Source organism: Pseudomonas moraviensis subsp. stanleyae (assembly GCF_036283065.1).
GTDB classification, from domain to species: Bacteria; Pseudomonadota; Gammaproteobacteria; order Pseudomonadales; family Pseudomonadaceae; genus Aquipseudomonas; species Aquipseudomonas stanleyae.
On sequence record NZ_JAADJI010000014.1, the window covers coordinates 149,633 to 165,230 of the forward strand.

General features: G+C 59.6%; 17 protein-coding genes. 8 read left to right on the top strand and 9 right to left on the bottom strand.

Annotation, left to right across the window (positions count from 1 at the left end; all coding sequences use genetic code 11):
- Nucleotides 1-24: 24 nt before the first annotated feature.
- The gene (locus GXB78_RS24550; protein WP_329517370.1) at nt 25-465 is read right to left on the bottom strand and encodes a low molecular weight protein-tyrosine-phosphatase; all 441 of its coding nucleotides are present in this window, start codon (nt 463-465) and stop codon (nt 25-27) included.
- Nucleotides 466-754: 289 nt separating this feature from the next.
- Between GXB78_RS24550 and GXB78_RS24555 the strand changes: the two genes are divergently transcribed.
- Complete coding sequence (locus GXB78_RS24555) at nt 755-1,711, top strand: glycosyl hydrolase family 5 (RefSeq protein WP_329517371.1); 957 nt, start codon at nt 755-757, stop codon at nt 1,709-1,711.
- A 202-nt stretch (nt 1,712-1,913) separates the two neighbouring features.
- Nucleotides 1,914-2,840 carry a transaldolase gene (tal, locus tag GXB78_RS24560; protein WP_041477315.1) on the top strand — a complete coding sequence of 309 codons (927 nt, stop codon included), beginning with the start codon at nt 1,914-1,916 and terminating at the stop codon, nt 2,838-2,840.
- A gap of 205 nt (nt 2,841-3,045) precedes the next feature.
- On the opposite strand, the gene rssC is transcribed toward tal, so the two are convergent.
- The 3 genes from rssC to GXB78_RS24575 form a co-directional block, all read right to left on the bottom strand.
- A complete protein-coding gene (gene rssC / locus GXB78_RS24565) occupies nt 3,046-3,528 on the bottom strand; it encodes an anti-sigma factor antagonist RssC (RefSeq protein WP_003226553.1) in 483 nt (160 codons plus the stop codon).
- The gene (gene rssB, locus GXB78_RS24570) at nt 3,525-4,709 is read right to left on the bottom strand and encodes a two-component system response regulator RssB (RefSeq protein ID WP_329517372.1); all 1,185 of its coding nucleotides are present in this window, start codon (nt 4,707-4,709) and stop codon (nt 3,525-3,527) included. Before rssB ends, rssC begins: the two co-directional genes overlap by 4 nt.
- A 344-nt stretch (nt 4,710-5,053) precedes the next feature.
- Entirely contained in the window at nt 5,054-5,743 is a 690-nt protein-coding gene (locus GXB78_RS24575; protein ID WP_253503782.1) for an MlaA family lipoprotein, read from the bottom strand.
- Between the two features lie 199 nt (nt 5,744-5,942).
- Between GXB78_RS24575 and GXB78_RS24580 the strand changes: the two genes are divergently transcribed.
- Together GXB78_RS24580 and GXB78_RS24585 are read left to right on the top strand one after the other, a co-directional pair.
- Nucleotides 5,943-6,563, top strand: coding sequence for an HAD family phosphatase (locus GXB78_RS24580; RefSeq protein ID WP_329517373.1), 621 nt, complete (start codon nt 5,943-5,945; stop codon nt 6,561-6,563).
- 108 nt (nt 6,564-6,671) lie between these two features.
- On the top strand, nt 6,672-6,938 hold the full coding sequence (locus GXB78_RS24585; RefSeq protein ID WP_076563651.1) for a DUF4404 family protein: 267 nt from the start codon (nt 6,672-6,674) through the stop codon (nt 6,936-6,938).
- 187 nt (nt 6,939-7,125) lie between these two features.
- On the opposite strand, the gene queF is transcribed toward GXB78_RS24585, so the two are convergent.
- Both queF and copI read right to left on the bottom strand, forming a co-directional pair.
- Nucleotides 7,126-7,956 carry an NADPH-dependent 7-cyano-7-deazaguanine reductase QueF gene (gene queF, locus GXB78_RS24595; RefSeq protein WP_329517374.1) on the bottom strand — a complete coding sequence of 277 codons (831 nt, stop codon included), beginning with the start codon at nt 7,954-7,956 and terminating at the stop codon, nt 7,126-7,128.
- A gap of 61 nt (nt 7,957-8,017) precedes the next feature.
- On the bottom strand, nt 8,018-8,551 hold the full coding sequence (gene copI / locus GXB78_RS24600) for a copper-resistant cuproprotein CopI (protein ID WP_329517375.1): 534 nt from the start codon (nt 8,549-8,551) through the stop codon (nt 8,018-8,020).
- Nucleotides 8,552-8,727: 176 nt separating this feature from the next.
- On the opposite strand from copI, the gene GXB78_RS24605 reads away from it, so the two are divergent.
- The gene (locus GXB78_RS24605; protein WP_065615885.1) at nt 8,728-9,408 is read left to right on the top strand and encodes a heavy metal response regulator transcription factor; all 681 of its coding nucleotides are present in this window, start codon (nt 8,728-8,730) and stop codon (nt 9,406-9,408) included.
- Nucleotides 9,408-10,757 carry a heavy metal sensor histidine kinase gene (locus tag GXB78_RS24610; protein ID WP_329517376.1) on the top strand — a complete coding sequence of 450 codons (1,350 nt, stop codon included), beginning with the start codon at nt 9,408-9,410 and terminating at the stop codon, nt 10,755-10,757. Before GXB78_RS24605 ends, GXB78_RS24610 begins: the two co-directional genes overlap by 1 nt.
- A gap of 137 nt (nt 10,758-10,894) precedes the next feature.
- On the opposite strand, the gene GXB78_RS24615 is transcribed toward GXB78_RS24610, so the two are convergent.
- From GXB78_RS24615 to GXB78_RS24625, 3 genes are all read right to left on the bottom strand, one after another.
- The gene (locus tag GXB78_RS24615; RefSeq protein ID WP_329517377.1) at nt 10,895-12,139 is read right to left on the bottom strand and encodes a lipoprotein-releasing ABC transporter permease subunit; all 1,245 of its coding nucleotides are present in this window, start codon (nt 12,137-12,139) and stop codon (nt 10,895-10,897) included.
- 63 nt (nt 12,140-12,202) lie between these two features.
- Nucleotides 12,203-12,901 (bottom strand): lipoprotein-releasing ABC transporter ATP-binding protein LolD, encoded by a 699-nt coding sequence (gene lolD / locus GXB78_RS24620; RefSeq protein WP_024013628.1) that lies wholly within the window; start codon nt 12,899-12,901, stop codon nt 12,203-12,205.
- Nucleotides 12,894-14,144 carry a lipoprotein-releasing ABC transporter permease subunit gene (locus GXB78_RS24625; RefSeq protein ID WP_329517378.1) on the bottom strand — a complete coding sequence of 417 codons (1,251 nt, stop codon included), beginning with the start codon at nt 14,142-14,144 and terminating at the stop codon, nt 12,894-12,896. The genes lolD and GXB78_RS24625 overlap by 8 nt, the downstream gene beginning before the upstream one ends.
- A gap of 94 nt (nt 14,145-14,238) precedes the next feature.
- Between GXB78_RS24625 and GXB78_RS24630 the strand changes: the two genes are divergently transcribed.
- Nucleotides 14,239-14,820, top strand: a complete 582-nt coding sequence (locus tag GXB78_RS24630) for a PilZ domain-containing protein (protein ID WP_016775478.1) — start codon at nt 14,239-14,241, stop codon at nt 14,818-14,820.
- Nucleotides 14,821-14,834: 14 nt separating this feature from the next.
- Complete coding sequence (locus GXB78_RS24635; protein ID WP_007910500.1) at nt 14,835-15,557, top strand: glycerophosphodiester phosphodiesterase; 723 nt, start codon at nt 14,835-14,837, stop codon at nt 15,555-15,557.
- The last annotated feature ends 41 nt before the right edge of the window (nt 15,558-15,598 follow it).

Here is a 15,598-nt window from a genome sequence, read left to right on the forward strand (position 1 = left end):
ATTTGCTGTTCTGAAGAATATTCATCAATGCCCGAGACGCTTTGCCCATGAACTAACAGCATCTTCAATCAATGCGTGGGCATGAATAAACGCGGCCTTGCCTTGACGATACGGATCATGTATTTCGCGCTCGCTCTGCCATTTGCCGAGCAGAAACACTTTGCCTCTGGCGTGCGCGGCAATCTTCAGCACTTGATTAACGTGGGCCTTTTCCATGACCAGGATCAGGTCCGAGTCATTGACGATGTCCGAAGTCAGTTGCCGCGCCTTGAAGTCTTCTGCGCAATGGCCGTGCTCTTCGAGCACCTGCCGCGCCGAGGCTTCGACGCCCTCGCCCACGCGGGCGGACAGGCCAGCGGACGACACCGTGACGGCGGACGGGCCCAGCGCGTTGCGCAGCAGCAGTTCAGCCGTCGGACTTCGGCATATATTGCCCACGCAGACAACCAGGATCTTTTTGAACAAGTCTTGCTTTCCTGTGTAATATCAAACAGCCAACATGCCGCAAAAGTTAATGAACCCTCACGGCTTTCCTGCACTCAGAAATAGCTTCGCCCTGTTAGTACAGGAACATTAAGTACCACAGCGATTTAAGCCGCCCCAACCACAATTAGCGGACTAAAAATAACTGTGATTTTCAGTTGCTGTTTTCCTGACAAAAAATAACATTCACGCACTTAGTGCCATCACCGTTATCGGAAACTGAGTAACGGGATAAATATTCGTAGTTGTCATTCTCTTCAGGAGAGCAGACATGAAAACAGCACAGCGCAATAAACTCGCCGCCCTCGCCCTGATGGCGATCGGTGCCACCAGCCAGGTTCATGCCAGTGAGCTGTTCCCCAACCTTCCAGCGAAAACTATCGGCGTTCAGGTGAAGATCCAGAGCTTTACCGCCGCCGATGCCGCGCAGATCAAAGCAGCAGGTTTCAGCTTTGTGCGCTTCGGCGTGTGGAGCGACAGCCTCACCGCCAAGACTTATCAGAAACAGGTCAGCGATGCCTTCGCTGCCGCCGCTTCTGCCGGGTTGCCGGTGCTGCTGACGGTGCGCGCGATCAAGGCACTGCCGGCCACTTCGCCGGAGGAGCTGAACGCCGCCGGCGGTAAGTTCGCCAACACCGTGACCGGGCTGGAAAAAACCTGGAGTTCGCAATTGGTAGCGATCGAAATATGGAACGAACCGGACCTGGAAACCTATTGGCCGACGCGCAATTTCGATACCACCTTCGTGCCGTTCATGGCCGGCATGTGCAAGGCCTTCGAAGGTCAGCCGCAGACGACACCACGGGTCGGTTTCGGCTTCGCCCGGCCGCCAAGCGCCGGCTCGGCGTCGACGGTGGCGATGAAAAGTATCGTCAGCGATTACCCCAAATGCTTGAACGCCGTGTCCTATCACCCTTACGGCATGACCGCCACGCAGATCAGCAACGCACAGACCTTCATCCAGCAGAACTTCAATCTGCCGGGGGTCATCAGTGAATGGGGGGTTTCGGCCCTCGCCTCCAACGGTGGTCCTGAGGGGCAAGCGACCAAGATCAACGCGTTTATTACCGACGTTAAACGCCTCAACATTCCCCTGACCTCTATCTATGAATGGCGGAACAGTGATTCGGGCAGCAACGATCGCGAGAAGAACTTCGGCTTTCTCACCTCCGACGGTCAGCCGAAACCGGCACGCTTGTCCGTGGAAGGTTTGTTGAACGCTGAGTAGGGCTTGGGCAACCGGTCTGTTCACAGGTCGGTTGCTTTGAACCTGTGGGCTGTTTTGGCATCGTATTCATCGACACCGCGCCCCGCCTTTCAAACAATCGTTTTCAGGTTGTTGCCGCAGGGGCCATCGATCCACGAATGCACCCTTGAGTGCCCGTCAGCGCTCGGGTAATGTCTTCAGACCCATAGGATAGAGCACGCCCATGACTTCCAAGCTGGAACAACTCAAACAGTTCACCACCGTGGTTGCCGACACCGGCGACTTCGAAGCGATCGCCCGAGTCAAACCGGTCGACGCCACCACCAACCCTTCCCTGCTGCTCAAGGCTTCGGCCATTCACGGTTACGCCGAACTGCTGAACGATTGCGTTCGCGACTGCAAGGGCGATGTCGGCCTGGCCAGCGACCGTTTCGGCGTCGCGGTAGGCAAGGAAATCCTCAACGTGGTTCCGGGCCGCATCTCCACTGAAGTGGATGCGCGCCTGTCCTTCGACCAGGACGCGATCCTCAAGCGTGCGCATCGTCTGATCGAGCTGTACGACAAGGCCGGCGTCGGCCGCGACCGCGTGCTGATCAAGATCGCCTCGACCTGGGAAGGCATCCGCGCTGCCGAGATCCTCGAGAAGGAAGGCATCCAGACCAACCTGACCCTGCTGTTCTCCTTCGCCCAGGCCGCCGCCTGCGCCGATGCCGGGGTGTTCCTGATCTCGCCGTTCGTGGGCCGCATCTACGACTGGTACAAGAAGGCCAACGGCAACGACTACACCGGCGCCGACGATCCGGGCGTGCAGTCGGTGACGCGCATCTACAACTACTACAAGGCCAATGATTACAAGACCGTGGTCATGGGCGCGAGCTTCCGCAACATCAACCAGATCGAGCAACTGGCTGGCTGTGATCGCCTGACCATCAGCCCGGAACTGCTGGAGAAGCTTGCCGCCGACACCGGCAAGCTGGAACGCAAACTGGCGCCGGGCAATGCCGGTGAAGCGCGTCTGAGCCTCAACGAAGCGCAATTCCGCTGGTTGTCCAACGAAGACGCGATGGCCACCGAGAAACTGGCTGAAGGCATCCGCCAGTTCGCCCGCGACCAGGAGAAGCTGGAAGCGTTGCTGCAGGCCAAGCTGTGATTTGAGTTTGAAGAATGCAAAAAGGGCGAACCTGTGAGGGTTCGCCCTTTTTTGTGGCTGTTGGAAATCGGTGGTGCCCGCCTTCGCGAGCAGGCTCGCTCCCACAGGGGATTTGTGAGTGATCTCGATTGTGTGTCGAATAAAGATCCTGTGGGAGCGAGCCTGCTCGCGAATAAGCGAGCCCACGCACCATCAATTCACTGGATCAATGCCGCTCCAGCGCGTTCACCAGATCATGAAACGCTTCACGATTGGAATCGTTCAGGCCCATGAGAATCTTGTGCGCTTCCAGCACTTTGATGCGCACCACTTCCTCGGACTGATCCTGATCCGGCAGGTCGTCCAGGCACTCCGGGCACGGCACCGGGTGGTTGACGATGTTGAACACCTGCTCGAAGCCCATCGACTGCAATAGCCGGGTGATGTCTTCGTGAGTGGTGACAACCGTCGGCAACAGGCCGACCTTCTGCCGCGACAGGATCGACAGTTTGGCCAACAGGCCGAGGGTGGTGCTGTCGATGCTGCGGGTTTCGGTCAAATCGATCACGATCGCGTTGAAATTCAGCGCGGTGAAGATTTTCTCAATAGTCGCATCCAACGCCGAACACAGGGTCAGGCGAACTTCACCGACGAACTTCAGGACGAAGGTGCCGTCCTGCTCGGCGAACTGGATTCTACCGGTACTCATTGAAGATTCCTGCTCAACACCAACAGGGCGATATCATCCGGCATCTCCCCTAGCGTGGCCAAACCAAACACTTGCCGCAGACCATCCAGGCTGCCGCCCGCTGACTTCACCCGTTCAGGCAAAGCAGCCTCTTTTTCTTTGAGCGTTGCTTCCGGCAAAAGGTCCAGAATGCCATCAGACATCAGCGTCAGGCTGAACGTCGGCGGCAGCTCAAGCACGTGGTCTTCGTAGGTGGCTTCGTTGAACAGCCCCACCGGCAGACCACGGCCTTCGAGATAACGAACACTGTCAGGCGTGTACAACACAGGCAACGGCAGATGGCCGCCGATGCTATAGGTCAACAAACCGGTCTCCTCGTCGATGACTCCACCGACCATTGTGACGTGTTTACCCAGCTTACAACTGATCAGCCCCCGGTTGATATGACCGAGCACTTCCGAAGGCTTGAACTCCGGCAAGGTACCGCTGCGTTTCGACTCGAAGAGCAAACGCGTGGTCATGAACTTCAACAGCACGGTGACGAAGGCGGATGACGCGCCATGCCCGGAAACATCCGCCAGATAGAATGCGACCCGGCGCTCGTCGACGCGGAAATAGTCGACAAAATCACCCGACAGGTACAACGACGGGATGATCTGGTGGGCAAAGTTGAATTCGTCGATGCTCCACGGGCTTTCCGGCAGCATGTTCATCTGCACCTGGCGACCGGCGTTCTGGTCTTCCTGGAGCAGGTTCAGACTGGCTTCGAGCTCGCGGTTGGCCTTCTCCAGCTTTTCGCGGTAACGCTGGTTTTCCAGCAGCAGCCGCGCACGATCCAGGGCCCGGCGCACAGAGTGCTCGAGCACAGCCAGATCTTCGAGAGGCTTGATCAGGTAATCCGCCGCGCCCAGGCGCAGGGCCTCGACCGCGTCGTTCATCACTCCGGCGCCCGAGACCACGATCACCGGTGTCTCTGGCGAGCGCTCGGTGACCTGACGGATCAGTTCGAGACCGCCCATCTGCGGCATGCGCAGATCGCAGATCACCAGATCGGGCTCGTCTTGCTCGAATACCTGAAGACCCTGTTGACCGTTGCCGGCCTGCAGGACGCTGAAACCACTGTCTTCCAGATAGGCCGCGAGGCTCGCGCGCACTACCTCGTCATCATCGATTATCAGCAGCGTGGCACTGGTTTTTGGCATGTGGGCAAACGGCGCCAGAATTAGGTTGGCGTAGCAAGCGGGGCAACGGCCCTGCGCAGACTACTGGATTCGCTTTCTAGCCTCTCTGCTGCGGCGCTTTCAAGCATTCGCTTTGTGCGCGGTTTTAAACAGAGGTGCCCTTCTAAGGCGCAGACGGTACTCCCATCCGCAGAGCGTTTCAAGCATGCGCCGATTGTCGCTTGACGACTTTGTTTGTCAAATCACCGGGAGTTATAAGAACCGCTCCAAGCGTAACCCGATGGAAGGTAGCGACGGTCGTGGATGCTGCTCTGCTGCCGACAAAAAAGGCGACCCGAGGGTCGCCTTCCTGGCATCGGTCGAAATCAGAAATCGTCTTCGACCTGACCGTCCTTCACCTTGAACTCGCGGTTCTGCAGGTAAGCGTTGCGGATGAAGGTGTATTTGTCGCCGCTGATCAGCTTCTCGCTCGACAGCAGGCTGGCGCGGGTGTCGACGATGTTCAGGCCGAAGATCGAGTTACGCGTCGGCACGTGATCGATGTAGCGGTACATGCCGGTGTAGCTGTCGACGTACTTGGAAGGTGCGTCACGCAAGGTGCTCGGGCCCATCAGCGGCAGCATCACGTACGGGCCGCTGCCCACGCCCCAATAACCGAGGGTCTGACCGAAGTCTTCGTCACTGCGGTTCAAGCCCATCTGGGTGCCGACATCGAAAAAGCCAAGCAGACCGAAGGTGGTGTTGAAAATCAGTCGGGCGGTATCAACGCCGGCAGCAGCCGGTTTGGCCTGCAGAATGTTGTTCGCCAGGTTGGTGACGTCACCGACGTTGCGGAACATGTTGTGAATGCCGTCTTCAACGAACTGCGGAGTGATGAACTCATAACCCTGCGCCAATGGCTTCAACGCGTAAGTGTCAACGAAGTCGTTGAACTGGAAAATCGGCCGGTTGACGCTTTCCCAAGGGTCTTCTTCGGTGGCCGCCTGGGTGGCGAACGGCGCCAGCAACAGGCTGGCACAAACACTTAGCTGAGCGAGCGAAGGGCTCCAGCGCATAGAAAAACTCCTTGGATTTGATACTGGCGCGGACCTCTCGGCCCGGGCATTAAGGCCGCTAGTATAAGCGTAAACGGCAATTTGGGCAGTCTGCCGCTGCAAGGATATGCAGGAAGTTTCCTACGCTGACCTTCACCGGACTGTCATGCAACTGTCACCCTCGTGCCCTAGCCTTGAGCGTTATTTCAGGGACGTTGCCATGACTCACGCCGAAACCTTGCCCGTCGCCGCGCCCAGTCTGACTGCCGTGCTGTTCGGCCTGAGCGGTTGCCTGGTGGATTTCGGTGCCCGCGCCGCGCAACAACTCAACGTCCGGCCGGAACACGCCGAAACCACGCCCGGCGCGCTCGATAGCGTGAAGAGCTTGCAACGCCAGGGAATTCCCTGCGCGTGGCTCGATGAATTGCCCCCTGCCCTCGCTCAGCCACTGGCCGCCTCGCTGCCGGACTGGATCAAACCGACGCAACATTCAGCAACAATGAATCCATGGCCAGCGCCGAATGCCTGCTGGCAAGCATTGATGGATCTGAACATCGACCGCCTCGATGGCTGCGTGCTGGTCAGCGGTGAGCCGCGTCTGTTGCAGGCCGGCCTGAATGCCGGGTTATGGACGATTGGTCTGGCGTCCTGCGGCTCGCTGTGCGGCCTGAGCCCGAGCGAATGGCAGGCACTCTCACAAAAGGAGCGCGAACAGTTGCGCGGCAAGGCCACTGTGCAATTATTCAGCCTGGGCGTGCATTCGGTGATCGATCATCTCGGCGAACTGGACGCCTGTCTTGCCGACATCAGCTTGCGCCGCACCAAAGGCGAAAAGCCCTGATCGACGTCATGCAGGTTTACCGAGAGTGGATTAATCTAAAGGTCAGCCATAGACCTTTGGCGCGCGGCCGCGGTCAATGCCAGTGCCTATTGATAAAAGGAAACCACCATGCCCGCCCGACGAGAACTGCAGGATCAGCTCAACACCTTGCGTGATCAATTGGAGCAGAACCCGCCTCTGTCCGAGTCTGAACGTGAAAACCTACACCAGTTGATGGCGCAGATTGAAGCAGAAATTCAATTGGAAAATCAGCTACAGGATAACAATCTGGTGGACGGGGTGAACCTTGCCGTGGAGCGTTTTGAAGTGGAACACCCAACCATCGCCGGCACCCTGCGCAATATCATGAATACGCTGGGCAGCATGGGCATCTGACGCCCCGCCGCACAAAAAAGCCCTGCCAGCGATGGCAGGGCTTTTTCATTTCCAACATGTGCAGGCAAGCCCTTGTGGGAGCGAGCCTGCTCGCGAATTCGGTGTGTCATTCAACGATGATGTCGACTGACACGACGCCTTCGCGAGCAGGCTCGCTCCCACAAGGGATATCGCACATTCAGGATTTTTATTGACGTACGAGCCGATGATTCGGCAGCTGTACGCTTTCGGTACTGCGATACGGATTGATATCCAGCCCACCGCGCCGCACATATCGCGCAAACACAGTCAGTTTCTCCGGCTTCAACAACCGCTGCAGATCAAGAAAAATCCGCTCCACGCACTGCTCATGGAAGTCCGAGTGCTGGCGGAAACTGACGATGTATTCCAGCAGGCTGGCGTGATCCAGCGCTGCGCCGCGATATTCCACCACCACGCTGCCCCAGTCCGGCTGGCTGGTCACCGGGCAGTTGGATTTGAGCAGATGGCTGTGCACGCTCTCTTCAACAACGCGCGAATCGTCGCAACGCAGCAGCTCCGGGCGCGGGTGTTCGTAGTTGCTGACGCTGATATCCAGATCGTCGATGCACACGCCCGGCAGTGCCACGACGCCTTCGGCCTCAACGTCCTTCAGACTGCGAACCCGCACGCCCACCGGTTTGCCGGCAGCGGCAGACAGATCCTTGACCAGTGTCGCCTCCAGCGTGGCGACGTCGGCGAACGGCGTCTGATTCAGCGAGTTGAGGTAGAGCTTGAACGACTTCGATTCGATGATGTTCGGCGAGTCCGCCGGGATGCTGAATTCAGCGATCGCCACCACCGGTTTGCCCGAGGGCAGCAGCCACGACAGCTCGAAGCAGTTCCAGAAATCCACGCCTTTGTACGGCAGGGTTTCGGCGCTCAGGCCCAGCTCGGCCCATTTCGCGGTGCGCGGAATCGGGAACAGCAGGGACGGCGTGTAGGTGGCGATGTATTCGCTGGATTTGCCCAGCGGCGAATGTTCGGCTGCGGGATGCATGGCGGAAACCTGACTGAAGAATCAGCGGATTCTACCAGCCTTTGCCCGCGCCTTTGAGTGCTTACTGACTGACTGTCAGTTTGCCGACCATGCCAGCCTGATAATGCCCGGGAATATTGCAGGCAAACTCAAGCGCCGTGGCCTCGCTGAAGGTCCAGGTCAACTCCGCGGTTTTACCCGGCTCGACCAATAAGCTGTTGGGGTCGTCGTGTTTCATTCCGTGGCCCATCGCCGCGTGATCCATGCCCGCCATGTCGTGGGACATTTCTTTCATGCCTGTCGGCGTGAGCATGCCGCTCTGCTGCATCTGCAACATTTCCTGCTGGTGACTGGCATGCATCGCCGCGTCACCCAAGTTGAATTCGTGCAACAACTGGCCTTTATTCACCAGCACAAAGCGAACCGTCTCACCGGCCTTGACCTGTATGATTTTCGGATCGAAGTTCATGTCGCCCATGACGATTTCGATACTGCGTGTGGCCTGGCTCGTCGCTGCCGGCTGGCCGAAGGCGAAGGTATGCGCCGGTGTCGCCGAAACTGGCGAACTCAATGCCAGCAGACAAGCCGCCACCGTTAAGGATGTGCGAAAAAACATGGTCATGCTCCAACAAGATAAGGTTCAGCTTGTGGGAAACTCTAACCACCCTGCGCTGGCATCGACCTGACAGGCACATTACAACTTTGTCAGCTTGGCGCTTATCGCCCGATCTCCGGTATAACGCCCTCGCCCCTTCTACTCTCCGAATCAGCCCGAACCAGCCCGAGTTGCCCATGAAACTGTTGATCGTCGAAGACCAAGCGAAAACCGGCCAATACCTGCGTCAGGGCCTGACCGAGGCGGGGTTCAATACCGAGCTGGTGGCAGACGGCATCAGCGGCCAGCAATTGGCCTTGAGCGGCGAGTACGCGCTGCTGATCCTCGATGTGATGCTGCCCGGGCGCAGTGGCTGGCAGATTCTGCAAGCGGTGCGCAGCGCCGGCCTCGACACGCCGGTACTTTTCCTGACCGCCAAGGACGCGGTGGAGGACAGGGTTCACGGCCTCGAACTGGGCGCCGACGATTATCTGGTCAAGCCGTTCGCCTTCTCCGAATTGCTCGCCCGGGTGCGCAGCCTGTTGCGGCGCGGCAGCGCGATCGCCCAGGAAACCAGCCTGCAACTGGCCGACCTGCGCCTGGATCTGATCCGCCGCCGGGTCGAACGCAGTGGCCAGCGCATCGACCTGACCGCCAAGGAATTCGCCCTGCTGGAAATGCTCCTGCGCCGTCAGGGTGAAGTGTTGCCGAAGTCGCTGATTGCTTCGCAGGTCTGGGACATGAATTTCGACAGCGACACCAATGTCATCGAAGTGGCGATCCGCCGCTTGCGCCTGAAGATCGACGACGACTTTCCCAACAAGTTGATCCACACCGTGCGCGGCATGGGTTACGTGCTCGAAGAACGGGCGCTGTGATGCGTCGTTTGTCCTTGAGCACCCGCCTGGCCCTGTTGTTTGCCGCCTGCACCGCAGTGGTTTCGCTGTTCGCCGGCGTCCTGTTCGACCGCGCCAGCGAGGCGCACTTCATCGAACTCGACCAGCAACAACTGGAGGCTAAGTTGATCGGCCTGCGCCGCGCCTTGCAGGATCTGCAGCCCGCTCAGCGCGAAGCGCGGCTGGCCGATGAACTCAGCCGCCAGGCCGACCTGTCGTTGCGCATCACCAGTGGCGACGGCCAGCACTGGTACGACAGTTCGGTGCAGATTCCGAAAAATCTGCCGCTGCAAACAGGCCTGTCGACCATCAGCCATGACGGCACCGACTACCGCGTACTGCGCGCCCCGCTCTACCCGGATGCAGCGGATTCGCCGCAACTGACCCTGCTGCTGGACATCACTCACCACCAGCATTTCCTTGCGCGCATGCAGCATCTGATCTGGCTGACCGTCGGCCTGTCAGCGCTGGCCACTGCCCTGCTCGGGGCCTGGGCCGCGCGCAGCGGTTTGCGCCCGTTGCGGCAGATGAGCACGGTGGCCCGTGGGATTTCTGCGCAATCACTGAATGCCCGACTGCCTGAAGAGAAGATGCCGCCAGAGCTTGCGGAAATGGCCTACAGCTTTAACGCCATGCTCGCCCGCCTCGACGACTCGTTTCAGCGCCTCTCGGCATTCTCCGCCGACATCGCCCATGAACTGCGCACGCCGTTGTCGAATCTGCTCACCCACACCCAAGTCACCCTCACCCGCCCACGGGCACTGGAGGAGTACCGCGAAGCGCTGCACAGCAACCTCGAAGAACTGCAATGGATGGCGCAACTGGTCAACGACATGCTCTACCTCGCGAAGGCGGATCACGGCCTGCTGATGCCCAAGCGTGAACCGCTGGAGCTGGCCAATGAGGCTGACATGCTGCTGGAGTTTTTTGCGCCATTGGCCGAAGACGCTGGCGTCAGCCTGAGCCGTGAGGGGGCGGCGCGTATCGAAGGTGATCGCGGCATGTTGCGCCGCGCCTTGTCGAATTTGCTGGATAACGCGCTGCGCTTTACCCCGCCCAAGGGTCATGTTCGGCTGAGCATTGTCGAGCAGCCGCAGGCCGTGCGCGTTTGTGTCGAGAACAGTGGTGAGGGGATTTCAGCGCAGGTGTTGCCACGTCTGTTTGATCGCTTCTATCGAGCGGATCCAGCGCGGCAGGAAGGTAGCAGTGAACATGCGGGGTTGGGGTTGGCGATTACCCTGTCCATCGTTCGCGCTCATGGCGGGCAGATTCGTTGCGAATCTGAGGTGGGGTTTACGCGGTTTGTGATTGAGTTACCGAAGCAGAATTGAGGCCAGCAGGTCCGGCCCCTTCGCGAGCAGGCTCGCTCCCACAGTTGGAATGCATTCCCCTGTGACATCAAGCCTGCTCTCTGAAGAGGAAGCGCTCCCCTGTGGGAGCGAGCCTGCTCGCGAAAGCGGTCTAAAGGTTACGAATATCTGAGGGCATGCGCCGGTTCGATCTTCGCCGCCCGCCACGCCGGATACACCGTCGCCAGAAAACTCAGAATGAACCCCGCCGAGCAGATCAACAGCACATCGCCGCCCTGTAGTTCCGAGGGCAGGTTGCTGACGAAATACACGTCCGAACTGAAGATATGCTGGCCGCTCACCCGCTCGACCCAACCGACCAGTTCACTGACATTCAGCGCGGCGATAACACCCAGCACGCCACCGATGATGGTGCCGACAATGCCGATCACCGTGCCCTGCACCATGAAGATCGCCATGATCTGCCGGGGAGTGGCGCCGATGGTGCGCAGGATCGCGATGTCGGCGCCCTTGTCGTTCACCACCATGATCAGCGTCGCAATGATGTTGAACGCCGCCACCGCGACAATCATCAGCAACAGCAGGCCGATCATGGTTTTTTCCATCTTCATCGCACTGAACAGGCTGCCCTGGGTGTGAGTCCAGTCGTCAGCCTTGAAGTCGGCGCCGAGGCCACTGGCAATATCGGAAGACACCTTCGGCGCGGCGTACAGATCCTTGACCGCCAGGCGCACGCTCTGCACCTGATTCGGCTGCCACCGCTGCATGGTCGCGGCATCGGCGACGTGGATCAGGCCCATCGAGCCATCCAGCTCGGCGCCGACCTTGAACACGCCAACCACATTCAGGCGCTGCATGCGCGGGGTAATACCGCCCGGCGCGGTGCTGACCTCCGGAACGATCAGGGTGATCTTGTCGCCGACATTGAGGCGGAAACGCCGTGCGGTGATTTCACCGATCACCACACCGAATTCGCCCGGCTTCAACGCATCGAGACGTCCCTGAACGATGTGCTGGGCAACGATCGACACCTTGCCTTCCTGCGCCGGATCAACGCCGCTGATCTGGATCGGCTGCATCGAACCCTTGTAGGACAGCATGCCTTCCATTTCGGTGAACGGTACGGCGGCGGTCACCTCCGGGTTTTTCATCGCGGCGGCGGCAACCGGCTGCCAGTCGTCGATCGGCTTGACGCCGACGATGGTCGCGTGGGGGACCATGCCGAGGATGCGCGAGCTCATTTCGCGCTGGAAGCCGTTCATCACCGACAGCACCACGATCATCGCCAGCACGCCGAGGGCGAGGCCGATCATCGAGGTCATCGAAATGAACGAAACAAAGCGATTGCGGCGCTTGGCGCGGGTATAGCGCGTGCCGATAAAGATCGATAACGGTCTGAACATTCGCTGGGGCACCGTATAAAAATAAAAGACCCGGCGCCATTACGGGCGCCGGGTTTCAGCCAGTCAGATGGGGGTCAGGCAGCCTTCCTGCAACTGCAGGACGCGATCCATCTGCCGGGCCAGGTTCATGTCATGTGTCACCACCAGAAACGCCGTGCGCATCGAAGTGCTCAGCTCCAGCATCAGATCCTGAATGCCTTCGGCGGTGTGCAGGTCGAGGTTGCCGGTTGGCTCATCGAGCATCACCAGCCCCGGGTTGTTGACCAGGGCGCGGGCGATGGCCACGCGCTGACGTTCGCCGCCGGACAGTTCCGCCGGCTTGTGCTCGAGGCGATGGCCGAGACCGACACGCTCCAGCAATGCGGTGGCACGCTGGCGCGCCTCCGGGATTGCAGTCTTGCCGATCAGCAGCGGCATGCAGACGTTTTCCAGTGCAGTGAATTCCGGCAGCAAGTGGTGAAACTGGTAAACGAAACCAAGCGCGCGGTTACGCAGCAGGCCACGCTTCTTCTCGCTCAATGCCGAAAGCTCTTCGCCGTCGAGCCAGACGCTGCCCTTGCTTGGCGTATCGAGACCGCCGAGGAGATTGAGCAAAGTACTTTTTCCGGAACCGGATTTACCCACAATCGCCACACGTTCGCCCGGGTGCAACTCCAGTTGCAAACCGGCCAGCACCTGTACCGACTCCGGACCCTCCTCGTAAGATTTGCCGAGGTTACGGCAGCTCAGAATTGCTTGTTCACTCATGCCCGACTCACTCATAACGTAACGCCTCCGCCGGCTGGGTGCGCGCGGCACGCCAGGCGGGATACAGGGTGGCGAGGAAACTCAGGACCAACGCAGCGGCACAGACCATGACGACGTCCTGGCTCTGTACCTGCGAAGGAAGATAATCAATGAAATACACGTCAGCATTAAGGAACTTGTGGCCGATCAGCCCTTCAAGCGCCGAAATGGCCGCACTGACATTCAGGGCCGCGAGAATCCCGACCACCGCACCAATGGCTGTGCCGACCACGCCGATCACCGTGCCCTGCACCATGAACGTACGCATGATCGTGCCCGGGGTCGCGCCGAGGGTGCGCAGAATGGCGATGTCGCCCTTCTTGTCGTTCACCACCATCACCAGCGTTGAAATGATGTTGAACGCGGCGACCGCGACGATCAGCAGCAACAGCAGCCCGATCATGGCTTTTTCCATGCGGATCGCCTGATACAGGTTGCCGTGGGTGCGGGTCCAGTCGCGAGCGTAATAGCGATCTTCGCCGAGCTGCTGGGCGATGTTCCATGCCTCGCGCGGGGCCTGGAACAGGTCGTCGAACTTGAGCCGCAGGCCCTGCACCTGATCGGCCTTCCAGCGGTGCATCTTGGCCAGATCCTGCAGATTGGTCACGCCCAGGTAACCATCGAGCTCACCGGCGCCGACATGGAAAATGCCGACCACGGTGAAGCGCTTCATGCGCGGGAACATCCCGGCCGGAGTGACGCTGACCTCCGGCGCGACAAAAGTAATCTTGTCGCCGATGCCGACGCCGAGCTTGGTCGCCGCCTTGTCGCCGATGACGATGCCAAAGCTGCCCGGTGTCAGGTCGTCGAGTTTGCCCTGCTTCATGAAGTTGTCGATGATCGACACATTGCGCTCGAGCGCAGGATCAATGGCATTGAGCAGCACCTTGGAAACCTGACCGTTGTTGGTCAGCAGGCCCTGCATCTGGGTAAACGGCGCCACCGCCGTGACCTGCCGGTTCTGCCTGACCTTGTCGGCCAGGCTCTGCCAGTCGTTGATCGGCTCGCCGGTCTCGAGAGTAGCGTGGGGCACCATGCCCAGCACGCGGGTGCGCATCTCATGATCAAAGCCGTTCATCACCGACAGCACGACGATCATCACGACCACGCCAAGGGCGAGCCCGATCATCGAAGTCAGGGAAATGAATGACACAAAATGATTGCGACGCTTTGCACGGGTATAACGCGTGCCGATAAATACGAAGAGAGGTCTGAACATGTCGGGGCTTGTTCGGAGGGAAAAGGAACGTCCTTGTGGCGGGGGTCGAAAACCAGCTTTACACTCAGACCACCGCCGCTACCATGGGTTCGCCATGTCGACATTAGATGAAGAAGATCGCCGCGAATACTACCGTATCGAGGACACGATCGCACTGGAAATTCGGCCCCTGTCCGCTCCCGAAGCCGCAGGCCAGGAAGTGTTGCAGGATGCTTCTCCACTCTTCAACCTGCTCAGCGAATTGCACCTGAGCGAATTCGAGTCGCAGCACCTGCTGCGGCAGATCAGCGAGCGCGACCGCGCCATCGCTGCGTTCCTCAAATCGCAGAACAAACGCATCGACCTGCTCAGCCAGGTGATCGCCCTGACCGTGCTCGGCCACATCGGCGAGCCGCAGCCGGTGATCATTTCCGAAGGCGGCATCGATTTTCAATACCCGACCCCAATCGCCACCGGCGCGCACCTGTCGGTAAAACTGGTGTTGATGCCGCAGGCACTGGGCCTGCTGCTGCGCGCCCGGGTCACCCATTGCGATCCCAAGGGCGATGGTTATGACGTCGGCACTGAGTTCGAACGCCCGACCGATGCCCAGCGCCAGTTGCTCGCGCGCTACATTTTGCAGAAGCAGGCTCAGGAACGCCGTCTGGCCCGCGAACAGAACGAATCTGGCATTTAACTTAAGGAAGCACCGTGACCCTCATCTACGGCCACCGCGGCGCCAAGGGCGAAGCACCGGAAAACACCCTGAGCAGTTTTCAGGAATGCCTCAAGCACGGCGTGCGCCGCTGCGAACTGGATCTGCACCTGTCCAAGGACGGCGAGCTGATGGTCATCCATGACCCTACGCTCAAGCGCACCACCGAACGCCGCGGCAAAGTCGTCGAGCACACCGCTGCCGAACTGGTGACCTATGACGCGCGCAAGGGTGGCCCGGGCTGGATCAAGCCGTGCCCGATTCCGACGCTGGAAGAGTTGTTCGAGAAATGTGATTTCGAGCACTGGCAGCTGGAAGTCAAAAGCGCTTCGCGCACCCGCGCTGCGACTACCGTGCTGGCGATTCGGGAAATGGCTCAGCGCCACGGCCTGCTCGACAAGGTGACGATCACCTCGAGTTCACGGGAAGTCTTGAAGGCAGCGCTGGATCTGGTGCCGGACGTGTCGCGCGGCCTGGTGGCCGAATACGCCTGGCTCGATCCGTTGAAGGTTGCCGCCAGCTACGGCTGCGAGATTCTCGCCTTGAACTGGACGCTGTGTACGCCGGAACGCTTGCAGAAAGCGCAGCGTCAGGGCCTGCATGTATCGGTGTGGACCGTCAACGAGCCCGCGCTGATGCGCAGACTCGCCGACTTCGGCGTTGACAGCCTGATTACAGACTTTCCCGGTTTGGCCACTGCCACCCTCGAGAATTGCTGAAATCGGTCTCCCCGGCCGGCTCAGGCCACCGGCCGGAGCCC